We start from the raw sequence: 22145 nt of genomic DNA, 5'->3' as shown, positions 1-22145 counted from the left end.
CGGACTTCGTGCCGATTTCGTGAGAATGCGCAGGCTTCAGATGAGTTTGCCGGGAAACTGGCTGTCCGGGTCCTGCATGGCAAGCCGCTGGCGGTCCATGAAATCGCGCAAGGTGTCGATGCCGCGCAATTGCAGGATGGTGTTGCGCACCGCCGCTTCCACCAGCACAGCAAGGTTGCGGCCTGCCGCGACCTGAATCGTCACTTTGCTGATGGGCAGACCGAGAACATCGACGGTCTGGCTTTCCAGCGGCAGGCGCTGGAACTCGCCGTCCGGACGGCGCACGAGCTGCACGATCAGCTTGAGCTTCATCTTCCGGCGCACGGCGGTCTCGCCGAAGATGGTCTTGATATCGAGCAGGCCGAGGCCGCGCACTTCGAGCAGATTCTGCAAAAGCGGCGGGCAGCGCCCTTCGACGAAATCGGGACCGAGACGCACGAAGTCGACAGCGTCGTCGGCAACGAGTCCGTGGCCGCGGCTGATAAGTTCCAGGCCCAGTTCGCTTTTGCCGAGGCCGGAATCGCCGGTTAGCAGCACGCCCATGCCCAGAATGTCGATGAACACGCCGTGCAGCGTGGCGCGCGGCGCGAGAATGCGCGACATGTACGCGCGCAGACTGTCGATGACGGCCGCTGCCGACATGCGCGTGGTGAAGAGCGGCGTCGACGAGCGCGTGCAGCGAAGCACGAGTTCCGGCGGCGCGCCCACTTCGCCCGCGACCACCAGGAACGGCGGCTCCAGCGCGATCAGCTCGGCCATATGGCGCGAGCGGTCTTCGTCGGATTGACGCTGGTAGTAGTTGATCTCGGCGTCGCCCAGCACCTGAATGCGGTTCGGGTGGATCAGGTTCAGGTGGCCGACGAGGTCGGCGCTCGACGTTGCGTTCGCAACCGTTTCGCTCGAAAAGCCGCGCTCCCAGCCTTCGTGCCCCGTGAGCCAACTGAGCTTCAGGGCGGCGGCGTTGTCGTCGAAAATACTTTGGGCGTTGATGCTGGACGTATCCATGAGGCCGGAACTCCGTTGGAAGCCGGGAGCAGCCTTCGCGTGACGAAGCCGTTGCTTCGATTCGCCGCATGGCGCTGCGTGTGACCGATTGTGCCGCAGAAGCACCGCGCACGCGAGGCGCGCCAAAAGCGCGCGAGCGGCGCGGCGCCTTTGTCAAAACGGTGGCCTGCGTCTATGCGGCGCTCACGGTTGCCATTGCGTGAGCACCTGATACAGCGCCTCGCGGTCCTCTTCCTTATGCAGACGCTCCCGCGCTTCGCCGTCGGAGAGCAGTTGCGCGATCTCCGACAGGATTTCGAGATGCTGCTGCGTGGCCTGTTCGGGCACGAGCAGGAAGATGAGCAGCGACACCGGCTGACCGTCCGGCGATTCGAACGCGACCGGCTCGGCCAGGCGCACGAAGGCGGCGAGCGGTTGCTTCAGCCCCTTGATGCGGCCGTGCGGAATGGCGACGCCTTCGCCGAGCCCGGTCGAACCCAGGCGCTCGCGAGCGAAGAGGTTGTCGGTGACGATGCTGCGGGCGATGCCGTTCTGGTTCTCGAAAATCAGGCCCGCTTGCTCGAATACACGCTTCTTGCTGGTGACGGACAGTCCGAGAACGACGTTCTCGATGGGAAGAAATTTGGCTAAACGATTCATGTTGGCAGGCTGATGCGTGGCCTGATAGCTCCTCATCGTGGCTGCTGTCTGAAAGCGCGCACGGCGATGGCGATACGAAAGATGCGCTCACGGCGTTCGTTGCAGCGTTCCTCTACTGCGACCCCGATATTAACCGGCTCATTATAGAACAGCGGAAAGCGCGATGGTGCGGCGCGCCATTGCGCTTTCCGCTATCGAATGTGCAGTACAAAGTTCGAAAAATCAATGCTTTGTGCCACCCCGTCATGCACTATGCAACAAAAACGCCGCCAAAGGGCGGCGTTTGTCCGAAGCGGACGTTTCTCTGGCGCTTCGTTGCGTTCGCCGATTCGAGGAAAGCCTCGAATCGCGCCCGCCGACGGGCGGCGGGCGGCGCCGTTCGCGTTCCTGCCGTTCAGGGCGAGGGCGCTTCCAGTCCGCGCGCTTCCTCGCGGTACTTCGCGGCTTCGTGGGCGTGACCCTGGATCTTGTCCTTGTGACGGATCACTTGCCGGTCGAGCTTGTCCACCATCAGGTCGATGGCCGCGTACATATCAGCGTCACAACTCTCGATAAAAATGTCCTTACCTTTGAGGTGCAGATTGATTTCCGCCTTGTTCCGCTTGTCCTTGTCCCTATGAGTGTCGACCGAGAGGACAACGTTGCCGTCCATCACCTGATCAAAATGACGGAGCACTCTGTCCAGTTTCGTGATCACAAACTCGCGCAACGCAGGCGTCAATTCGAGGTGGTGTCCACTGATCTTCAGATTCATAGTTGCTCTCCAAGCTAAGGGCCGTTGAATCACGGCGGCTCGTCCGATACCGGTCGGCTACGCGTCCCGCCGTGCACGATGTTTGTACGCGCAAGGAACGGGCCGCTTGGCCGGCTCGTCCGCGCTTTCGCGATGCGGCCGGTAAATGTCCACCGCGGTATGCGGTGAACCACAGAGACGGGTCAAAGAGACTTGCGCAGATTGACTGCGGGGATTTTCAGCGCCTCGCGGTATTTGGCGACGGTGCGCCGCGCGACCACGAAGCCTTGTTCCGCCAGCAGTTCGGCGATGCGGCTGTCTGAAAGAGGAGTTTTGGGGTCTTCCGCTCCTATCAGTTGCTTGATGAGGGCCCGGATCGCCGTGGACGATGCGGCGCCGCCCGTGTCGGTGGAAACGTGCGATCCGAAGAAGTACTTAAATTCAAGCGTCCCGAATGGGGTGAGCATGTACTTCCCGGTCGTCACACGGGAGACCGTCGATTCGTGTAAACCCAGCGTATCAGCAATCTCCCGCAAAACCAAGGGCCGCATGGCGATTTCACCATGCGCAAAAAAGTTCTTCTGACGCTCGACAATCGCCTGCGCGACGCGAAGAATCGTCTCGAAACGCTGCTGGATATTCTTGATCAGCCAGCGTGCTTCCTGAAGCTGTTGACGCAATAAACCACTGCCCGGATCGCCACGGTTGTTGCGCAAAATGTTCGCGTACAGATGGTTGATCCGCAGCCGCGGCACGATCTCCGGGTTCAGTTCAGCCGTCCAGCCGCTGGCGGATTTACGCACCAGAATGTCCGGCACCACGTAGTCCGCTTCGCTCTTGCCGTAGGCCGCGCCGGGAAACGGCTCCAGCGAGCGGATCAGCAAGTGCGCGTCCCGCAGCGCGTCGTCGCTTGCCTTCAATTGCTTGCGCAAGCGTGTGAAGTCTCGCGCGGCGAGCAGTTCCAGATGGTTCGTGACGATTTCCAGGGCGAGCGTGCGCGTCGGCGATGCATCGAGCCTGAGCAACTGCAGCTTCAGACACTCCGATGCCGACCGGCCGCCGACACCCGGCGGGTCGAAGCTCTGGAGCAAGGCGAGTGCCGCGCTCAGTTCATCGACATCGACTTCAAGTTCCTCCGGCAAATCGGCCTGGATCTCTTCAAGCGACGACGTGAGGTACCCGTCCTCATCCAGCGATTCGATCAGAAACGTGATCAGCGCACGGTCGCGCTGATTCGCCTTCGTCATGCGCAGTTGCGCGGTGAGATGGTCGCGCAGCGTGGTGGTGGATTCGTGGATTTGCAGCGGCGGCAGGTCGTCGTCGTCGGAGGCGTTGTTCGAACGGCCGTAGTCTTCCAGATTCCAGTTGCTCGAATCCGCGCCGCCGTCGGATGCGAGGCCGTTGTACTCGTCGACGCCCTGCGGCTCGCTTTCCGACCGTTCGGAACTCGACGAACTCGATCCGGAGCCGTTGCTCATCATCGGTTCCGGCGCCGCATTGCTCGCGCCGGGCGAGGCGATCAGCGAACCATCCGCCGCCACGCGCAGCGGGCTGGCGATCCAGTCGTCGTCGTTTTCGAGCAGCGGGTTCTGCGCCACGGCCATGGCCACTTCCTGCTGCAATTCGAGCGTCGACAACTGCAGCAGCCGGATGGACTGCTGCAGTTGCGGGGTGAGCGCAAGATGCTGCGAGAGGCGGAGTTGTAGGCTGGCTTTCATGGCGAGGTTTTATTTCATTGTAGAGAGTTTGCCACGCGCGCGAAACCTCGCGGCCAATCCAAAAAAGCGCCAAAAAGCGCGTGCCGCCTCGAGGGCGGCACGTAAGTTTTGCTGTGTTCGCGCAGTGCGGTGCGGCAATTCATCGCGTGCGCCGCGCGGGATGCGTCCGCCCTACATGCGGAAATGCTCGCCGAGATACACCCGCCGCACGTTTTCATTCTCGATGATCTCGCTCGGCGCGCCGGCCGCCAGCACGCTGCCGTCGCTGATGATGTATGCGTGGTCGCAGATGCCGAGCGTCTCGCGCACGTTGTGGTCCGTGATCAGCACGCCGATGTTGCGCTGCTTCAGAAACTTCACGATCTTCTGAATTTCCAGCACGGCGATCGGATCGACGCCGGCGAACGGTTCATCGAGCAGAATGAAGCTCGGGTTGGTCGCGAGCGCGCGTGCAATCTCGACGCGCCGCCGCTCGCCGCCCGACAGCGACAGCGCCGGATTCTCGCGCAAGTGCGCAATCTGCAACTCGTCGAGCAAGGCCTCCGCGCGCTGCGTGATGCCGTCCTTCGACAGCCGCTTGCCGGAATCGTCCGTTTGCAGTTCAAGCACGGCGCGAATGTTCTGCTCGACGGTAAGCTTGCGGAACACGGACGCTTCCTGCGGCAGATACGACAGCCCGAGGTGCGCGCGCTGGTGGATCGGCAGCAGGCTGATGGAATTGCCGTCGAGGTCGATCTCGCCGGCGTCGAGCGGCACGAGGCCGACGATCATATAGAACGACGTGGTCTTGCCCGCGCCGTTCGGGCCGAGCAGACCGACCACTTCGCCGCTCTTCACGTCGAGCGAGACGTCCTTCACGACGGTGCGCGAACCGTACCGCTTCTTCAGGTTGCGGACGGCGAGCGAACTCGACTTGCCGTTCGGCTTGCTTTGGGGCGTGGCGGGCGCGTTCACTGCTGCGGCGTTCCTTGAATGGTGTTCGACGGCGCGAGCGCGGCAGGCGAGCCGTTGAGCGGCGCGGCGCCGCCGGAACGAGGCGCGAGCATGGCGCGGACACGACCGCTCGGATTGCCCGGGCTCGCCACGTCCTTCCCGGCGCTCGCGGTGTAGAAGTCCTTCTGCCCGTCGTAAGTAATGACGCTGCCGCGCACTTCGTCCTGCACTGTCGTCAGTCCTTGCAGGCGGCGCACCACGGCGCGCGTCGTGAGTTTCGTGAAGTCGTTCTTGCCGTCATAGTCGATACGCACGGCATTGCCTTCGATGTACTCGTCCACGCCGTCGCGCTTCTGGCGGAAGTACGAAAGATTGTTGCCGGCGGACGTACCGGTCGCGTACTGATAGCCCTGCGGATCTTGCGTGACATCCACGCGATCCGCCTTGATGACGATCGTGCCCTTGGTGGCGACCACGTGACCGGTGAAGACGTTCTTCTGGTTCAGGTCGTCGTAAGACATGTTGTCCGCTTCGATGTTGAGCGGCTTGTCGCGGTCCGCCTTTTCGGCGTGCGCGGCCGGCGCGAAGCACGCGAGCGGCAGCGCGACGAGGGCGGCGGCGGCCAGCGCGGCCCGCATCACACGCCTCACGCGCGCGGTGGTGCGATGCGCGAACGTTGCGCGCGCGGGGCCGCCATCGGGACGAGGGAAGCTGTGGTTCATGCAGTCAAGATCAGGATGGAATCCCGGGTTCACTTGGAGGAGCCGCCATTGATATCCGTGGCCGCGATCGCGCCGCGCACGTTACCGAAGAGCTTCATTTCCCGGGTGACGTTGTTGTAGTTCATGCCGTTGGCGGTCATCACCGACGGACCGCGCTGAAGTTTAACCGGCTTTTCCGTTTCGATGACATCGTCGTTCACCAGCACGCGAAAATGCTGCGAATCCGCCTGCATCTGCGGATCGCCGAAACCGGCGGCGCGCAGGATGCGGGCGTTGTCGTACAGATCGACGATCGACACGTCGCCGTTCACCGTGCCGCGCTGCGCCGTGGCGGTCACGGTCGGCTTCTGCGGCTGGAACATGCGCACGGCGGGCAGCGTCAGGTCGCTGTTTTCGTCGTCCTCGTAATGGACCATGGATTTGGCCGTCAGCCGGTATTGCGTCGTGCCGGTCGTATCCAGTTCGGAGACGGAGAAATTGTCCGCGAAGTAATCCGGCGTATGCCGCTTCGGCTGCGCGGGCGCTTCGGTCGCGGAAGGCAGCGTGGCTTGCAGCAGCCAGTACGTGATGCCCGCGAGCGCCGCCATGGCCAGAAGCGGCAACAGCGAGGCGAGGCGTCGGGTGCGCGGCATGGCGTCAGTCTCCGAGCGCCGCCGCGAGCAGCGCGTCATAGCGATTCTGCGCGCGCAGAATCGCATCACATACTTCGCGCACGGCGCCGTGGCCGCCGCGCGCCTCCGTGACCCAATGCACGCGCTCTTTCACTTCGACATGCGCGTTCGCCGGCGCAGCTGCAAAACCGCAGCGGCGCATGACGGCGAGATCCGGCCAGTCGTCGCCCATGTAGCCGCATTCCTCGGCCGCGATGCCGGTTGAATCGAGCAATTGCGCGAGCGCGACGGTCTTGTCCGCGACGCCTTGATACAGATGCGTGATGCCCAGTTCCTTCGCCCGCGCCGCGACGATGCCCGACTGCCGCCCGGTAATGATCGCCGTCTGCACGCCGATGCGTTCCAGCAGCTTCACGCCGTGACCGTCGAGCGAATTGAAGGACTTCATCGTGTCGCCTTCGGCGCTGAAGTACAGGCTGCCGTCGGTGAAAACGCCGTCGACGTCGAACACCATCATCTTGATGCGGCTCGCGCGCTCGGCGGGGAAGGGGTTCTGCGCCATCAGATTACCTTCTTGGAGAAGAGGTCGTGCATGTTCAGAGCGCCGATCAGCGTCGCGTCGGCGTCGACGACCAGCATCTGATTGATGCGATGGCGCTCCATCAGTTCCACGGCTTCGACCGCGAGATGATCCGGACCGATGGTGCGCGGATTGCGCGTCATGACGTCCGCGAGCTTGAGCGAGCGAAAGTCGCCGTCGCGCTGAAGGATGCGGCGCAGGTCGCCGTCGGTGAAGATGCCTTCCACATGACGATTGCCGTTGATCACCGCCGTCATGCCCATGCGCTTGTCGGTGATCTGGAAGAGCGCGTCGGAGATGGTTGCATCGAGCGGCACGACGGGAACTTCGTCGCCCACGCGCATCACGTCGCGCACGTAGGTCAGCAAGCGCCGGCCGAGCGCGCCGCCGGGATGCGAGCGTGCGAAGTCGTCGGGGCCGAAGTCGCGTGCGTCGAGCACTGCGACGGCGAGCGCGTCGCCGAGCGCCATCGCGGCTGTCGTGCTGGCGGTCGGCGCGAGGTTCATCGGGCAGGCTTCCTTCTCGACGCGTGCGTTCAGGTGCATGTCCGCGAGTTGCGCGAGGCTCGACTCCGGACGACCCGTAATGGCGATGAGTTTCGCGCCGAGGCGCTTGATGAGCGGCAGAATGGCGACGAGTTCTTCGGTCTCGCCGGAGTTCGATAGCGCGATGAAGATGTCGTCGGCGGTGACCATGCCGAGATCGCCGTGGCTCGCTTCGGCAGGATGCACGAAAAACGCGGGCGTGCCGGTGGAAGCGAGCGTGGCGGCGAACTTGCGCGCGACGTGTCCCGACTTGCCGATACCCGACACGACCACGCGGCCGCGACAGCCGAGCAGTGCTTCGACTGCGTTGGTGAAGTTGTCGTCGAGAAGGTCCGAGAGACCGCGAACCGCGTCCGCTTCGGTCTCGATTACGCTGCGAGCCAGCGTCAGTGCCCGGTCGCCATTGATTTTCGCTATCATTCGCGGAAGTATAGCAAAGGCGTTTCTTCGCCGCGCCTTACGGTGCGCGGCCCGCCGCCGCCTCTCCGCCCCCGCGAGCCCCGGCGTCAGGGGCTTCCCACGACACCGAAAACGCCGCGCCGGACACGTCCCGGCACGCTGACGAACGAGGACGCTGGACGGATGACTTCTCCGCTCGAAATGACGCTGTTGTTGCTGCTGTGTTCGGTGGCGGGCGTCGTTGTATTTCGCTTTTTCAACTTGCCGCCCATGCTCGGTTATCTGGCGGTCGGCATCATCGTGGGTCCGCACGCGGCCGGTATCGCACCGGATACCGAGCGCGCCCAGCACCTCGCCGAATTCGGCGTGGTGTTTCTGATGTTTTCCATCGGTCTCGAATTCTCGCTCGCGAAGCTGCGCTCGATGCGGCGCATCGTCTTCGGGCTCGGGGCGAGCCAGGTCGGCGCGACCATCGTGTTCGCGCTCGTCGTCGGCTGGATCGCGCACTTCTGGACCGCCATCTCGTGGCAGGCGAGCTTCGCGCTCGGCGGCGCGCTTTCCATGTCGTCCACGGCCATCGTCAGCAAGCTGCTCGCGGAGCGGCTCGAACTGGAATCGGAGCACGGACGCAACATCTTCGGCGTGCTGCTGTTTCAGGATCTCGCAGTGGTGCCGCTGCTCATCATCATCGCGGCGTTCGCGAACGGCAATTCGTCGCAACTCGTGATGTGGCTCGGCATCGCGGCGGTGAAGATCGTCGTCGCGCTGACGGTTTTGCTGTTCCTCGGCCAGAAGTTCATGACGCGCTGGTTCGATCTCGTCGCGCGGCGGCGTTCGCAAGAGCTTTTCATGCTGAACCTGTTGCTCGTGACGCTAGGCGCCGCGTTCATCACAGACAAATTCGGGCTGTCGCTCGCGCTCGGCGCGTTCATCGCGGGGATGCTGATCGCGGAAACGCCGTACCGGCATCAGGTGGAAGAGGACATCAAGCCGTTCCGCGATGTGCTGCTCGGCGTGTTCTTCGTGACGACGGGCATGCTGCTCAATCCGCGCGTGATCTGGGAGCACCCGTTTCTGGTGCTCGCGTTCTTCGTGGTGCCGATTCTGCTGAAAGCCGTGATGATCGCCGGGCTCGCGCGGCTCTTCGGCTCGCCGCCCGGCGTCGCCATGCGCACGGGGCTCGGCCTCGCGCAGGCGGGCGAATTCGGCTTCGTGCTCTTGAACCTGATTCTGGATTCGCATCTCGTCGATGCCACCATCCTCCAGGCGCTTCTTTCCGCGATGCTGCTCTCGATGCTCGCCGCGCCGTTCATCATTCAGAACGCGGACCGAATCGTGCTGCGGCTCTCTTCGACGGAATGGATGCTGCAATCGCTGCAAATGACGAAGATCGCGACGCAAAGTCTCAAGCAGAGCGGCCACGTCATTATTTGCGGATACGGCCGCGCCGGGCAAAACCTCGCGCGGATGCTGGAACAGGAAGGCATTTCGTACGTGGCGCTCGATCTTGACCCGGATCGCGTGGCGGCGGCCGCGGCGGCGGGCGAATCGGTTGTGTTCGGCGATGCCGGGCGGCGCGAATCGCTCGTCGCGGCGGGGCTGAACCGTGCGGCGACGGTCGCAATCACATACGCGAACACGCCGTCCGCCATGCGCGTGCTGCATAACATCCACGAACTCGCGCCGACTTTGCCCGTGATCGTGCGAACGGTCGACGACGCCGATCTCGAAAAGTTGACCGCCGCGGGCGCGACGGAAGTGATTCCGGAGATCGTCGAAGGCAGTCTGATGCTCGCCTCGCATACGCTCGTGCTGATGGGCGTGCCGATGCGCCGCGTCGTGCGGCGCGTCGAAGAAATGCGCGATGCGCGTTACAGCCTGTTGCGCGGCTATTTCCACGGCGCGGACGATCTCGACGACGACGATGGCCACGAGCAGGTGCGGCTACAATCCGTACCGATCGACGAACATTCGGAAGCGGTCGGGCATTCGCTCGACGATCTCGGACTCGTCGGCAACGGTGTCGAAGTGACCGCCATTCGCCGTCACGGCATCCGGGGCGTCCAGCCGGACCCCGAAACCAGGCTCCGCGCGAACGACATCGTCGTGTTGCGCGGCCTGCCCGAAGTGCTTGCGCAGGCCGAGGAACGGCTTTCGCGCAATCGCCGAGCAGCCTAACGTTCTCTTCATCAGGCGGGCGCGGCCTCACAGCGCGGATTTCCGGAGAAGTCATGTCCACCATTTCATCGAGCGCATCGTCTGCATTGTCAGATGCGGCGCGGTTCATCAAGGAGCGCGTGCGCACGGTCGAAGACTGGCCGCAAGCCGGCGTCCAGTTTCGCGACATCACGCCCGTTTTGCAGGACCGCCGCGCGCTGCGGACGCTCATCGACCTGTTCGTGCAGCGTTACATCGACGCGAACCTCAACGTGATCGCGGGCATGGATGCGCGCGGGTTCATCATCGGGCCGATTCTCGCGTATGAGCTGAGTCTCGGTTTCGTGCCCATTCGCAAGAAGGGCAAGCTGCCGTACAAGACGCTTTCGCAGTCATACGAACTCGAGTACGGCAGCGCGACGGTCGAGATTCACGAGGACGCCTGCCAGCCGGGCGATCGCGTGGTGATCGTCGACGATCTTGTCGCCACCGGCGGCACGATGATGGCCGGCAAGATTCTGCTCGAGCGGCTCGGCGCAGAAGTGGTCGAGGCGGCGGCGATCATCGACTTGCCCGACCTCGGCGGCTCCAAGCTGCTGCGCGACGGCGGTTTGCCGCTCTACACGGTCTGCGAGTTCGGAGGCCATTGATGCCGCACGTGCTGTTGTTTCTGGCGACGTCGGTTGCAATCACCATCGCGCCGGGGCCGGACAATCTGCAAGTGCTCGCGCGCGGCATTTCGCAAGGCCGGCTGGCGGGCGTCGTCGCGGCGTTGGGCTTCGCGTGCGGCGTGATCTTTCATACGACGCTCGCTGCGGTGGGCATCGCGGCGCTCTTGCGCTCGTCGCCGCTCGCGTTTCAGGCGGTGAAGCTCGCGGGCGCGGCGTATCTCGTGTGGATCGGCATCAAGGCGCTGCGCAGCCACGGTCTCGCGTCCGCACACGCGCGCCCGAGTCAGCCGCTTTCGACTGTGTTTCGTCAGAGCGTGCTCGGCAACATGCTGAATCCGAAGGTGACGCTGTTCTTCATCGTGTTCTTGCCGCAATTCGTCGATCCGCACGGCGCGCAAAGCGTGATGCTGCAAATGTTCGAACTGGGCGGCATGTTCATGTTGCAGACCGTCGCGGTGTTCTCGCTCTTCGGCATCGGTGCGGGGATGATCGGCGCGTGGCTCAAGCGCCGTCCGCGCGTGGGCGTCTGGCTCGACCGGCTCGCGGGCGTGACGTTTATCGCGCTCGGTATTCGCGTGGCGCTGCGCGACTGATTCCGCTTTTCCGCACGGCGCGCACGCGTCGGTCTTCCTTTGCCACGGTCCCGCCGGAGCCTTCATGACTTTGCCTTGCCTCGTCGCCGCCCGCCGTTTCGACGCCGCCGCGCACGCGCCGTTCTTCATCGGCGATGAACGCGTCGGCTGGATTCGCAAGACCGATGTCGCCTTGCTCGCGCGCTGGCCCGAAACGTTCGTGATTGGCGACGACGCCGTGCGTCTGAACCCGTCGCTCGACGATATCGAGAAGCGCAGCGCGGCGCTCGCCACGGTCATCGCCGCACTGCACGCCGACGGCAAGATCCCCGGCTGGCGCGACGAAACCTACGCGATCCGCAATCACTTCGACGCCCCGCCGCTCGCGTTCATCGAGCGCGCGGCCTCGCGCTTCTTTGGCACGATCACCTACGCGGTGCACGTGAACGGCATCGTAAAATATCGAGATAACGCGCCGCTGCTATGGATCGCGCGCCGCAGCCACACCAAGTCGACCGATCCCGGCATGCTGGACAACGTGGTGGCGGGCGGCATCGGCTGGGGCTACGGGCTCATGCCGACGCTCGCGAAAGAATGCTGGGAAGAAGCGGGAATGCCCGAAGACTTGGCCATGACCGCGACGCCCGGCGGCACGTTCCATGTCCTGCAGTCGGCGCCGGAAGGCACGCAGGCGGAACAGATCTTCGTGTACGACATCGCCTTGCCGCCGGACTTCACGCCGCGCAATCAGGACGGCGAAGTCGCCGAACATCGGGAGGCGAGCATCGACGAAGTCGCGCGCTGGATCGAGGAGGGCGAGATGACCGTCGATGCGAGCCTCGCCACACTCGATTGTCTGCTGCGCCATCGCTGGATCGACGAAGACGCCTGTCAGGGCATCGAAGCGCTCTACGCGCCGCCGCCCGTTTGAACATCGAGCATCAACGCATTGAGGAAGGAGTAACCGGTTCATGTCGACCGAACATAGTTTTATCCTGAAGTTGTCGTGCCCGGACCGGCCGGGAATCGTGCATGCCGTCTCCGGCTTTTTGTTCGATCTCGGCGCGAACATCCTGGATTCGGCGCAGTTCGGCGACAGCCGCACCGGCGAGTTCTTCATGCGGGTGCACTTTCAGGAAGTGGGCGGCGATCCGGGCCTCGAAGCGCTGCGCAAGTCGTTCGCCCCGCTCGCCGACGAATTCGGCATGCGCTGGGAATTGCACGACGCATTGGCGAAACCGCGCGTCGTCATCATGGTGTCGAAGATCGGGCATTGTCTGAACGACCTGCTGTTCCGCTATCGCACGGGCCAATTGCAGATCGAGATTCCGGCGATCGTCTCGAATCACAAAGACTTTTATCAGCTTGCCGCGAGCTACGACATTCCGTTCCATCACCTGCCGCTCAACGGCGGCACCGCGCAGGCCAAGGCCGCGCAGGAAGCGCGCGTGATGGAGATCATCGACCAGCACGATACCGATCTCGTCGTGCTCGCGCGCTACATGCAGATTTTGTCGCCCGACATGTGCGACAAGCTCGCCGGCCGCGCGATCAACATCCACCATTCGTTCCTGCCGAGCTTCAAGGGCGCGAAGCCGTACTATCAGGCGTTCGACCGCGGCGTGAAGCTGATCGGCGCGACCGCGCACTACGTGACGACGGATCTGGACGAAGGCCCGATCATCGAGCAGGAAGTGGAGCGCGTGGACCACAGCATGACGCCGGATCAACTGACGGCGATCGGCCGCGACGTCGAATGCGTGACGCTCGCGCGAGCCGTGAAATGGCACGTGGAGCATCGGATCGTGCTGAACGGAAGCAAGACGGTGGTGTTCCGCTAGACGCCGCTTTACGCTGGACGAAAAGAAGCCCGCCGATCTTCGGATCGAGCGGGCTTTGCTTTTGCTTCGCGGGCGGCGGTCAGACAAGCCGCAGATAAATCAACTCACGCTTGATGTACGCGTAGAAAATCGGCGCGGCGATGACGCCCGGCAGACCGAACGCGGCTTCCATCGCGAGCATGGCAAGCAGCAGTTCCCACGCACGCGCCTCGATCTGTCCGCCGATTATCCGCGCGTTCAGGAAGTATTCGAGCTTGTGAATGACGATGAGAAAGGCGAGCGACGCGACCGCCGTGCCGAACGACACCGAGAACGAGATCGCCACGATGATGGTGTTCGAGATCAGATTGCCGACGACGGGCAAGAGGCCGAGGATAAACGTGATCAACACGAGCGTCTTGGAGAGCGGCAGCCGCTCGTGAAAGAGCGGCAGCGCGACGAGAAGATAAAGCGCGGTGAACGCGGCGTTGATCGCCGAAATCTTGATCTGCGCGAACACGATGCGGCGGAAGGCGTCGGCAAAACGCGAGACGCGCGTGACGAGCGCCGTCGAAAGCGGCAGCCGATGCGTCTGCTTCGGCGCGCCCACCGCGATGATCGCTCCGATGATCATGCCGATCAGAATGTGCCCGAAGCCGCGCGCCATGTCCCGGCCGCCTTCCTGCAGTTGCTCGGAGTGTTTGCGCATGAGTTCGGCGGCGCGTTCCTTCATCTGTCCGGCGTCGACCGGCAGATAATTCGCGATCCAGTCCGGCACGCTCAGCCGCGCGTGCGACGTGACGCTCACCAATTGGTCCAGTAGCCGCTGGAGGCTCGGGACGTCGTGCTCGAAATGCTCGATCGTCGCGATGGTGAGGCCGGTCAGCGCGCCGATGATGATGGCCGAGATCAGCACGACCGCAATCAGGCGCGCGCCCTTGCTCATCACGTGCCGCTCGATGACGGGCGCGATCATGTGGACGAGCTGGAACACGAGCATGCCCGCTAGCAGTGCGCCGAGCAGCTTCAGATGCAGCACGAGGAACATGGCGAGAAACGCCGCGATATAACTGCCGATCTCCACGGCGGGAAGTTTCGGCAGGCTCATGTCGCTCGTCAGCCTGACGGGGCGCGCGGGCAAGTCCCGTACGCGTCGCTCCTCGTTGGCCGCTTCGTTGCGCTTCGCCATGACTGCGTTTCCTTTTCGCTGCTGCCTACCACGGTTGTTCTTGCCGCCGGGCCGCGCCGGACCGATTCGGGCCGATCCGGGCGTCAGGCCGCCGACTTCGGACGCTGCAGCAGCGGCGCCAGATAGCGCCCGGTGAAGCTCGCCTTCGACTTCGCGACCTGCTCCGGCGTCCCCTGCGCGATGATCTGCCCGCCGCCCGCGCCGCCTTCCGGACCGAGGTCGATGACCCAGTCGGCGGTTTTGATCACGTCGAGATTATGCTCGATGATGACGACCGTGTTGCCCTGATCGCGCAGCCGGTGAATCACTTCGAGCAAGAGCGCGATGTCGTGGAAGTGCAGGCCGGTCGTCGGTTCGTCGAGGATATACAGCGTCCGACCGGTATCGCGCTTGCTCAGTTCCAGCGAAAGCTTCACGCGCTGCGCTTCGCCGCCCGAAAGCGTGGTCGCCGACTGGCCAAGGCGGATGTAGCCGAGGCCCACTTCGAGCAGCGTCTTCAGCTTGCGCGCGACGACCGGCACCGCCTTGAAGAACTCGTGCGCGGCTTCCACCGTGAGGTCGAGCACTTCGCTGATGTTCTTGCCTTTGTACTGGATGTCGAGCGTCTCGCGGTTGTAGCGCTTGCCGTGGCACACGTCGCAGGGCACGTAGACGTCCGGCAGAAAGTGCATTTCCACCTTCAGCACGCCGTCGCCCTGACACGCTTCGCAGCGTCCGCCCTTCACGTTGAACGAGAAGCGGCCCGCTTCGTATCCGCGCTCCTTCGCGGCCGGCACGCCCGCGAAGAGTTCGCGAATGGGCGTGAAAAGGCCGGTATAAGTCGCCGGATTCGAGCGCGGCGTGCGGCCGATCGGCGATTGATCGACGGCGATCACCTTGTCGAAGTGCTCCAGCCCTTCGATGGATTCGTATGGCGCCGGCTCCGTGGAAGAGCCATACAAGTGCTGCGCGACCGCGTGCTGGAGCGTGTCGTTGATGAGCGTCGACTTCCCCGAGCCGGAAACGCCGGTCACGCAGGTCAACAAGCCGACCGGAAGATCGAGCGTGACGTGCTTCAGATTATTGCCGTGCGCTTCGACGATGCGCAGCCGCCGCTCGTCCGGCGCGTTGCGCTTTTCCGGATAGCTGATGGTGCGCTTGCCGGACAAATATTGTCCCGTGATGGAGTTCGGGTCTTTCTGCACCTGAAGCGGCGTGCCCTCTGCGACGATCACGCCGCCGTGCTCGCCCGCGCCCGGTCCCATGTCGACCACGTAATCGGCCATGCGGATCATGTCCTCGTCGTGCTCGACGACGATCACCGAATTGCCGATATCCCGCAGATGCTTGAGCGTGTCGATCAGACGGTCGTTGTCGCGCTGATGCAAGCCGATGGACGGCTCGTCCAGCACGTACATCACGCCCGTGAGTCCCGAGCCGATCTGGGACGCGAGCCGGATGCGCTGCGCCTCGCCGCCGGAGAGCGTCTCCGCGCTGCGCTCGAGCGACAGGTAATCCAGCCCGACGTTATTCAGGAACGACAGCCGCGCGACGATTTCCTTGATGACTTTGTCGGCGATTTCGCCCTTCGCGCCGTCCAGACGCAGCGTCTGGAAATAGCCGAGCGTGTCGCGCAGCGGCCAGCCGCTCACTTCGTAGATGCCGCGTGCGTGATCGCCCGAGCCCACTTTCACGAAGCGCGCCTCGCGCCGCAGACGCGTGCCTTCGCACGCCGGGCACGGCTGATTGTTCTGGTATTTCGCCAGTTCTTCGCGCACGGCGGTCGAATCCGTCTCGCGGTAGCGCCGCTCCAGATTCGGGATGATGCCTTCGAACGCATGCTCGCGCACCGAAGCGCGGCCGCGCTCGTTGATGTACGAAAACGGAATGGCCTGCTTGCCCGAGCCGTAGAGCAGCGTCTTGCGCACTTTCTCGGGCAGTTCCTCGAACGGCGCGTCGGTGTCGAATTCGTAGAACGCGGCGAGGCTTTGCAGCATCTGGAAATAGAACTGGTTGCGCCGGTCCCAGCCCTTGACCGCGCCCGCCGCCAGCGACAGCGACGGATGCGCGACCACGCGCTTCGGATCGAAGAACGTGATCTGGCCGAGTCCGTCGCATTCGGGGCACGCGCCCATCGGATTGTTGAACGAGAAAAGACGCGGCTCGAGTTCCTGCAGCGAGTACGAGCAAATCGGGCACGCGAACTTCGAGCTGAAGAGCTTCTCGTGGTCCGTGTCCATTTCAAGCGCGATGGCGCGGCCGTCGGCGAGGCGCAGCGCCGTCTCGAACGATTCCGCGAGACGCTGCTTCATGTCCGGGCGCACTTTGAGGCGGTCGATCACCACGTCGATCGTGTGCTTGTCGTTCTTCTTGAGCTTCGGCAGCGAATCGACTTCATAGATTTTCGCGACGCCTTCGTTCGCCGTGCCGCCGCCCGAGCGAATCCGAAAGCGGATAAAGCCCTGCGCCTGCATTTCCTCGAATAATTCGACATGCTCGCCTTTGCGGTCCGCGACCACGGGCGCGAGAATCATCAGCTTCGTTTCTTCCGGCAGTGCGAGCGCGGCGTCCACCATTTGCGAGACGCTTTGCGCTTCCAGCGGAATCAGATGATCGGGGCAATACGGCGTGCCGACGCGCGCATATAAGAGACGCAGATAATCGTGTATTTCCGTGACTGTGCCGACCGTCGAACGCGGATTATGCGACGTGGCTTTCTGCTCGATGGAAATGGCGGGCGACAGACCTTCAATCAGATCGACGTCCGGCTTTTCCATTAGCTGTAGAAATTGCCGCGCGTAGGCCGAGAGACTTTCCACATAACGGCGCTGGCCTTCGGCGTAAAGCGTATCGAACGCGAGCGACGACTTGCCCGACCCGGACAACCCCGTGATCACGATCAGCTTGTGACGCGGCAAGTCGAGATTGACGTTCTTCAGATTGTGGGTGCGAGCCCCACGAATACGAATTTCTTCCACGAGTTTGTTCCGGCGACGAGCGGGGAATGAGGGGGGCCAAACCTGCTACTATAACGACTTTTGCAGGGCGCGGCGCCCGCGCACCCTGTGCCGCGGACGAGCCCAGAACGCTTGCCGCGGGCCTTGCGGCGGTCGTGCCGGCGCAGCGGGCAGCGGCCATGCGCGCCGAGTCGTCCGCTGCATATGGTGCCGTTCCGGGCAAGAACAAGGCGGCCGCCTGATGTCGCAACAGGCCGGGCCAGACGCGACCCTCATTCATTCCCCGTCTCTGATGTCCAATCCGTCTGCCACGTCCGCACGTCTCTCCGCGCCGGAACTGCGCGCGACTGTGTCGCTCGCTGCCATCTTCGCGCTGCGCATGCTCGGTCTCTTCATGATCATGCCGGTGTTCTCCATCTACGCGAGAACGATTCCCGGCGGCGACAACGTCCTGCTCGTCGGCATTGCGCTGGGCGCTTACGGCGTCACGCAGTCGATGCTCTATATCTTCTACGGCTGGATCTCCGACAAGCTCGGGCGCAAGCCGGTCATCGCGTTCGGGCTGCTGGTGTTCGCGCTCGGCAGCTTCGTCGCGGCAGTCGGGCATTCCATGGCGTGGATCATCGCCGGGCGCGTGATTCAGGGCATGGGCGCGGTGTCGTCGGCGGTGATCGCGTTCATCGCGGATCTCACGCACGAGGAAAACCGCACGAAGGCCATGGCGATGGTGGGCGGCAGCATCGGCGTGTCCTTCGCGGTGGCGATCGTCGGCGCGCCGGTACTCTTTCACTGGGTCGGCATGAGCGGGCTTTTCACGGTGATCGGCGTGCTGTCGATCGTCGCGGTCGGCGTGGTGCTCTGGATCGTCCCCGATCCGCCGACGCGCCCGGTGCACGTCAAAGCGCCATTCAGCGAAGTGCTGCATAACGTCGAGCTGCTGCGCCTGAACTTCGGCGTGCTCGTCCTGCACGCGACGCAGACGGCGCTCTTTCTGGTCGTCCCGCGCATTCTGGAAGCGGGCGGACTGCCGGTGGCGTCGCACTGGAAGATCTACCTGCCGGTCATGGGGCTCGCTTTCGTCATGATGGTGCCGGCGATCATCGCGGCCGAGAAGCGCGGCAAGATGAAGGCCGTCATGCTCGGCGCAATCGGGCTTATCCTGTTCGGACAGTTGTTATTGGGCGCGGCTCCCCATACGCTATGGTCCGTGGCCGCGATTCTGTTCGTGTACTTCCTCGGCTTCAACGTGCTGGAGGCGTCGCAGCCGTCGCTCGTGTCCAAGCTGGCTCCGGGCACGCGAAAGGGCGCGGCAGCAGGCGTCTACAACACGACGCAGTCCATCGGCCTCGCCTTGGGCGGTGTCGTCGGCGGCTGGCTGTTGAAGCTGGACGGACCGAGCGCGGTCTTCTTTTCGTGCTCGGCGCTCGTGCTGGCGTGGCTTGTCGTGGCAATGTGGATGAAGCCGCCGCCGCGCAAAGCCGGGCGTGCGGCCTGAGAAACATATTTAATCGTTCAAATTGAATCAGACGTGCTGTTTTGGCTTCGGTTAAATACGACGCCCGCGCGAACAGCGCCGCACGGCTGACAGTAGGCAAAGAATCAACCGGAGAAATCATGGCATCTGTCAACAAGGTCATTCTCGTAGGCAATCTGGGCGCGGACCCGGAAACGCGCTACCTTCCGAGCGGCGACGCCGTGGCCAACATTCGTCTCGCGACGACCGACCGCTACAAGGACAAGGCGTCCGGCGAGATGAAGGAACTCACCGAATGGCATCGTGTCGCGTTCTTCGGGCGGCTTGCGGAAATCGTCAACGAATACTTGAAGAAGGGCTCGTCGGTGTACATCGAGGGCCGCATCCGCACGCGCAAATGGACCGACCAGCAGGGACAGGAACGCTATTCGACCGAAATCGTCGCTGACCAGATGCAAATGCTGGGCGGCCGAGGCGGTGCGGGCGGCGGCGACGATGGCGGCTACAGCCGCAGCGCTCCGATGGAACGTTCCGGCGGCGGTGGCCGGGCACCTTCGAGTTCGGGCGGCGGGCGCGCAGGCGGCTCCGGCGCGGGCGGCGGCGGGAGCCGTCCGAGCGCGCCTGCGGGCGGCGGTTTCGACGACATGGACGACGATATTCCGTTCTGATACGCGTCTATTCGCGCTCGGATTGGCGAAACGGGTCTCCTGCCTTTGGCAGGAGACCCGTTTTTGTTTGCTGTGTCGCTAATCGAAGCGTGCGCATTGCCTTCTAATTTCTTCCACCTGATAAAGCCCGCAGTCAATTAGCTGTCATCTGTCATATATTCAGATGCAGCGTAATCGGACTAATCCGATGGTTTCGAATCGGCGCACATTCTATTTTGATGAAAACTATTTTGAAATGCTGAGAGAGCAGTGCATGCGTTTTGTCATGTAACTGGGCAAACGCTAATTCGAGAAAAAAGCGCCAAGTCGAATCTGTCTGCTTCGGCGCGCGTTCCGCTGCCTGAACGCGTGATGGCGTGAATTCGCGCGCGAATCAAACGGCGTCTCAAAGTCGAAAGCGCCGAAAGGCATCATCTATAGAAATCCCTATAACCGGAGGCCTCTTGGTGCTTCGTGTAGTGTTGGCCGACGACCATCCGTTCGTAGTCCTTGGAATGAAGGCGCTTTGCAACGCAGACGATGGTCTGCGCGTCGTCGGCGAAGCCAGAAATGCAAGTACGTTGCTCACCGAGCTTCGAAGAGCGCAGTGCGACGTGCTCGTCACCGATTTTGCGATGCCCGAGCCGGGGCGCGAGGCACAGGACGGACTTTGCCTCGTCCGCAAGGTGAGGCAGGATTGGCCGGACATCGGCATCGTCGTGCTGACCAGCGTCAGCAATGTCGCTATCCTCCGCTCCATCTTGAACGCCGGCGCCATGGGCCTCGTCGACAAAGCGGAACCCATCGAACTGGTACCGACTGCCGTCAAACATGCGAGTGTGGGCCGCCGTTACGTGAGTGCGTCGTTTCGCGCGGCGCTCGCCGCCGCCGGCGCCGAGAACCAATCTTCGCCGGATGCACCGCGGCTCTCGCCAAGAGAAATAGAGGTCGTGCGGTTATTTGCAAGAGGCCGGTCGATTACCGAGATCGCGAAAGAATTGCAGCGCGACGTGCGTACGATTAGCCGGCAGAAACGCGATGCAATGAACAAGCTCGGCGTTAAGAACGATCCCGGTCTCTTCGCTTTTGTGCGCGCACGCGGACTATGCTGATTTGCGTAGCACCGCATTTCCATTTCGGATGCATCTTATGTCTTTTGGGGGGGTAGTGCCGGATGCTTATATTCGGGATCAGGTCTGCAAGTCAGATCGCATAACTTAGGGTTTGTGTCGATGGAATTCGGGAATGGTAGCGAGGTCTTCTCGCGTGTGAAGCGGATAAGGTTGGCGATAGCGGACGACCATCCGCTCGTCATTCTGGCAATCGAGCGGCTTGCGGCGAACTTCCCGAATGTGGAAGTTGTCAGCCGGAGCGCGAATTCAACTCAGTTGGATGAGTCGCTGGGACGCGGAGAATGCGATGTCGCTCTCGTCGATTTTTATATGCCGGGCGGCCGATATGGCGACGGCATACAGCTCATTCAGCACATAACGCATTGTTATCCGGGTGTTCGCATTATCGTGCTGTCGCGCAATGATAACGCGCTACTTGTCAGGCAAGCCCTCGACGCCGGCGCGCATGCGTTCCTGAGCAAGGAAGACCGTTTGGATCTGGTGTACGTTGCCATCGTATCGGCCATTGCCAACGAAACGTACCTCGGGCCCGCGGTTCGCCGGACCATGGCAGTGGCGAATGTCGAGAGCCGCGCCCGCTTTATCCGACAGCGCCTGACTACGCGAGAACTGGAAGTCATCGAGCGTTATGCGCGCGGCGCGAATGTGACCGAAATCGCGAAAGAACTCGAGCGCAGCGTAAAGACCATCAGCGCGCAGAAATGCGCAGCAATGCGCAAGCTGGATTTATCGACAGACGCTGATCTTTACCGATTCATTGCCGACAGCGATTTGATCTGACTTCACGCAGTAATCGCGAAATAGAAATGCGAGCGCGGGAAGGGGCAATACGTAGCTCGCCAGCGAATCAATAAAAACGATGAGAGAAAAGACACCGCTGAGGGCCATCGTCGCGGACGACCATCCCGCAGTCGTCAAGGGAATCAAGAACTTCCTGGAGCGGGACGGCGCAATACGGGTAGTCGCCACTGCGCGAGACACATTGGAGTTGGCCGAAGCGGTCGACTCCGTGCCGTGCGACTACATCTTCGCCGATATCGGCATGCAAGGCATCGACGGCGAAAACAATTCCATCGCATTTCTCAAGCGCTTTCTGTGGCAAAAAGCGCGGCCCCGGGTCATCGTCGTCACCATGATGTCGCACGGTCGCATGTTGGCGGGTCTCGTTCAGTTGGGAATTGACGGCATCGTCGACAAGCGCGATTCGCTCGAATGCCTGTTGGAAGCCGTATCCACCACGCTGGAAGGCGGCTGTTTTCTTTCACCATCCGTGAGTGAAACCATGCAACGCCTTCCCGGTACGGCGCCGGCGCTCGCCGGTGTCCTCAGCAAGCGGGAGTGGGAAGTCTTTCGGCTTTACGCGAGCGGCCTTCTCGTGCACGAGATCGCCAAGCGTTTCGGCCGAAGCAGCAAGACCATCGCTACCCAAAAGCGCAGCGGGATGCGCAAGCTCGGTCTCGAGTCGGAGGGCGAACTCGTCGAGTACCTTCGGCAAGTCGGGCTCGTCTGAGCACGCTGCACTGCACTTTTCGGAGCGTCATAAGAAGTATTTCGGACGCCTCTGATTTTCCTCTCTTGCACGCACGATCAGACTCTTAGGTCGGTCATCGAAATCCCTCGGTGCATCGGCGTCATGGGGCCGCGCATAAGAACGCGCATCT

At 62.7% G+C, this 22145-nt stretch carries 21 protein-coding genes; 10 read left to right on the top strand and 11 right to left on the bottom strand.

Annotation, left to right across the window (positions count from 1 at the left end):
* Positions 1-36: 36 nt before the first annotated feature.
* From hprK to kdsD, 9 genes are all read right to left on the bottom strand, one after another.
* Positions 37-1005: an HPr(Ser) kinase/phosphatase gene (hprK, locus tag P9239_RS16560; RefSeq protein WP_008351692.1), complete on the bottom strand. Its 969-nt coding sequence runs from the start codon at positions 1003-1005 to the stop codon at positions 37-39.
* Between the two features lie 183 nt (positions 1006-1188).
* Complete coding sequence (gene ptsN / locus P9239_RS16555) at positions 1189-1644, bottom strand: PTS IIA-like nitrogen regulatory protein PtsN (RefSeq protein WP_404979997.1); 456 nt, start codon at positions 1642-1644, stop codon at positions 1189-1191.
* Between the two features lie 394 nt (positions 1645-2038).
* A complete protein-coding gene (hpf, locus tag P9239_RS16550) occupies positions 2039-2398 on the bottom strand; it encodes a ribosome hibernation-promoting factor, HPF/YfiA family (protein WP_309752754.1) in 360 nt (119 codons plus the stop codon).
* Between the two features lie 182 nt (positions 2399-2580).
* The gene (locus P9239_RS16545; protein WP_309752750.1) at positions 2581-4095 is read right to left on the bottom strand and encodes an RNA polymerase factor sigma-54; all 1515 of its coding nucleotides are present in this window, start codon (positions 4093-4095) and stop codon (positions 2581-2583) included.
* 171 nt (positions 4096-4266) lie between these two features.
* A complete protein-coding gene (gene lptB, locus P9239_RS16540) occupies positions 4267-5049 on the bottom strand; it encodes an LPS export ABC transporter ATP-binding protein (protein ID WP_309752748.1) in 783 nt (260 codons plus the stop codon).
* A complete protein-coding gene (lptA, locus tag P9239_RS16535; RefSeq protein ID WP_309752746.1) occupies positions 5046-5750 on the bottom strand; it encodes a lipopolysaccharide transport periplasmic protein LptA in 705 nt (234 codons plus the stop codon). Before lptA ends, lptB begins: the two co-directional genes overlap by 4 nt.
* A gap of 29 nt (positions 5751-5779) precedes the next feature.
* Positions 5780-6382 carry an LPS export ABC transporter periplasmic protein LptC gene (lptC, locus tag P9239_RS16530; RefSeq protein WP_309752744.1) on the bottom strand — a complete coding sequence of 201 codons (603 nt, stop codon included), beginning with the start codon at positions 6380-6382 and terminating at the stop codon, positions 5780-5782.
* A gap of 4 nt (positions 6383-6386) precedes the next feature.
* The gene (locus P9239_RS16525) at positions 6387-6923 is read right to left on the bottom strand and encodes an HAD family hydrolase (protein ID WP_309752741.1); all 537 of its coding nucleotides are present in this window, start codon (positions 6921-6923) and stop codon (positions 6387-6389) included.
* A complete protein-coding gene (kdsD, locus tag P9239_RS16520) occupies positions 6923-7906 on the bottom strand; it encodes an arabinose 5-phosphate isomerase KdsD (RefSeq protein WP_309752738.1) in 984 nt (327 codons plus the stop codon). The genes P9239_RS16525 and kdsD overlap by 1 nt, the downstream gene beginning before the upstream one ends.
* A gap of 162 nt (positions 7907-8068) precedes the next feature.
* Between kdsD and P9239_RS16515 the strand changes: the two genes are divergently transcribed.
* The 5 genes from P9239_RS16515 (at position 8069) to purU (ending at position 13126) form a co-directional block, all read left to right on the top strand.
* Positions 8069-10063, top strand: a complete 1995-nt coding sequence (locus P9239_RS16515; protein ID WP_309752734.1) for a cation:proton antiporter — start codon at positions 8069-8071, stop codon at positions 10061-10063.
* 53 nt (positions 10064-10116) lie between these two features.
* Positions 10117-10692, top strand: coding sequence for an adenine phosphoribosyltransferase (locus P9239_RS16510; RefSeq protein WP_404979998.1), 576 nt, complete (start codon positions 10117-10119; stop codon positions 10690-10692).
* Positions 10692-11306, top strand: coding sequence for a LysE family translocator (locus P9239_RS16505; RefSeq protein WP_309752731.1), 615 nt, complete (start codon positions 10692-10694; stop codon positions 11304-11306). Before P9239_RS16510 ends, P9239_RS16505 begins: the two co-directional genes overlap by 1 nt.
* Before the next feature lie 64 nt (positions 11307-11370).
* A complete protein-coding gene (locus tag P9239_RS16500; protein WP_309752730.1) occupies positions 11371-12216 on the top strand; it encodes a DUF4743 domain-containing protein in 846 nt (281 codons plus the stop codon).
* Positions 12217-12256: 40 nt separating this feature from the next.
* A complete protein-coding gene (gene purU / locus P9239_RS16495; protein WP_309752728.1) occupies positions 12257-13126 on the top strand; it encodes a formyltetrahydrofolate deformylase in 870 nt (289 codons plus the stop codon).
* Between the two features lie 79 nt (positions 13127-13205).
* Here purU and P9239_RS16490 read toward each other — a convergent pair whose 3' ends face one another.
* Positions 13206-14294, bottom strand: coding sequence for a hypothetical protein (locus tag P9239_RS16490; RefSeq protein WP_309752726.1), 1089 nt, complete (start codon positions 14292-14294; stop codon positions 13206-13208).
* 83 nt (positions 14295-14377) lie between these two features.
* A complete protein-coding gene (uvrA, locus tag P9239_RS16485) occupies positions 14378-17251 on the bottom strand; it encodes an excinuclease ABC subunit UvrA (protein WP_309752724.1) in 2874 nt (957 codons plus the stop codon).
* 271 nt (positions 17252-17522) lie between these two features.
* Here uvrA and P9239_RS16480 point away from each other — a divergent pair, with 271 nt between their 5' ends.
* The 5 genes from P9239_RS16480 to P9239_RS16460 all read left to right on the top strand — a co-directional run bounded on the left by P9239_RS16480 (position 17523) and on the right by P9239_RS16460 (position 21994).
* A complete protein-coding gene (locus P9239_RS16480) occupies positions 17523-18725 on the top strand; it encodes an MFS transporter (protein WP_309752723.1) in 1203 nt (400 codons plus the stop codon).
* Positions 18726-18844: 119 nt separating this feature from the next.
* Complete coding sequence (ssb, locus tag P9239_RS16475) at positions 18845-19372, top strand: single-stranded DNA-binding protein (RefSeq protein ID WP_309752721.1); 528 nt, start codon at positions 18845-18847, stop codon at positions 19370-19372.
* 446 nt (positions 19373-19818) lie between these two features.
* Positions 19819-20463, top strand: coding sequence for a response regulator transcription factor (locus P9239_RS16470; protein WP_309754099.1), 645 nt, complete (start codon positions 19819-19821; stop codon positions 20461-20463).
* Between the two features lie 120 nt (positions 20464-20583).
* Complete coding sequence (locus P9239_RS16465; RefSeq protein WP_309752719.1) at positions 20584-21264, top strand: response regulator transcription factor; 681 nt, start codon at positions 20584-20586, stop codon at positions 21262-21264.
* A gap of 79 nt (positions 21265-21343) precedes the next feature.
* Positions 21344-21994 carry a response regulator transcription factor gene (locus P9239_RS16460; RefSeq protein ID WP_309752718.1) on the top strand — a complete coding sequence of 217 codons (651 nt, stop codon included), beginning with the start codon at positions 21344-21346 and terminating at the stop codon, positions 21992-21994.
* Positions 21995-22145 lie beyond the last annotated feature (151 nt).

Origin of the sequence: Caballeronia sp. LZ062 (assembly GCF_031450785.1) — a bacterium.
Classification (GTDB): domain Bacteria; phylum Pseudomonadota; class Gammaproteobacteria; order Burkholderiales; family Burkholderiaceae; genus Caballeronia.
This window is presented reverse-complemented; position numbering and strand designations above follow the sequence as displayed.

Excerpts from the sequence above, each read along its gene's own strand:
- P9239_RS16460 (WP_309752718.1), top strand. The coding sequence starts at position 21,344 with ATGAGAGAAAAGACACCGCTGAGGGCCATCGTCGCGGACGACCATCCC.
- kdsD (WP_309752738.1), bottom strand. The coding sequence starts at position 7,906 with ATGATAGCGAAAATCAATGGCGACCGGGCACTGACGCTGGCTCGCAGC.
- P9239_RS16500 (WP_309752730.1), top strand. The coding sequence starts at position 11,371 with ATGACTTTGCCTTGCCTCGTCGCCGCCCGCCGTTTCGACGCCGCCGCG.
- ptsN (WP_404979997.1), bottom strand. The coding sequence starts at position 1,644 with ATGAATCGTTTAGCCAAATTTCTTCCCATCGAGAACGTCGTTCTCGGA.
- P9239_RS16545 (WP_309752750.1), bottom strand. The coding sequence starts at position 4,095 with ATGAAAGCCAGCCTACAACTCCGCCTCTCGCAGCATCTTGCGCTCACC.
- lptC (WP_309752744.1), bottom strand. The coding sequence starts at position 6,382 with ATGCCGCGCACCCGACGCCTCGCCTCGCTGTTGCCGCTTCTGGCCATG.
- P9239_RS16525 (WP_309752741.1), bottom strand. The coding sequence starts at position 6,923 with ATGGCGCAGAACCCCTTCCCCGCCGAGCGCGCGAGCCGCATCAAGATG.
- lptA (WP_309752746.1), bottom strand. The coding sequence starts at position 5,750 with ATGAACCACAGCTTCCCTCGTCCCGATGGCGGCCCCGCGCGCGCAACG.
- P9239_RS16515 (WP_309752734.1), top strand. The coding sequence starts at position 8,069 with ATGACTTCTCCGCTCGAAATGACGCTGTTGTTGCTGCTGTGTTCGGTG.
- purU (WP_309752728.1), top strand. The coding sequence starts at position 12,257 with ATGTCGACCGAACATAGTTTTATCCTGAAGTTGTCGTGCCCGGACCGG.
- P9239_RS16480 (WP_309752723.1), top strand. The coding sequence starts at position 17,523 with ATGTCCAATCCGTCTGCCACGTCCGCACGTCTCTCCGCGCCGGAACTG.
- P9239_RS16465 (WP_309752719.1), top strand. The coding sequence starts at position 20,584 with ATGGAATTCGGGAATGGTAGCGAGGTCTTCTCGCGTGTGAAGCGGATA.
- ssb (WP_309752721.1), top strand. The coding sequence starts at position 18,845 with ATGGCATCTGTCAACAAGGTCATTCTCGTAGGCAATCTGGGCGCGGAC.
- P9239_RS16490 (WP_309752726.1), bottom strand. The coding sequence starts at position 14,294 with ATGGCGAAGCGCAACGAAGCGGCCAACGAGGAGCGACGCGTACGGGAC.
- P9239_RS16510 (WP_404979998.1), top strand. The coding sequence starts at position 10,117 with ATGTCCACCATTTCATCGAGCGCATCGTCTGCATTGTCAGATGCGGCG.
- hprK (WP_008351692.1), bottom strand. The coding sequence starts at position 1,005 with ATGGATACGTCCAGCATCAACGCCCAAAGTATTTTCGACGACAACGCC.
- P9239_RS16505 (WP_309752731.1), top strand. The coding sequence starts at position 10,692 with ATGCCGCACGTGCTGTTGTTTCTGGCGACGTCGGTTGCAATCACCATC.
- hpf (WP_309752754.1), bottom strand. The coding sequence starts at position 2,398 with ATGAATCTGAAGATCAGTGGACACCACCTCGAATTGACGCCTGCGTTG.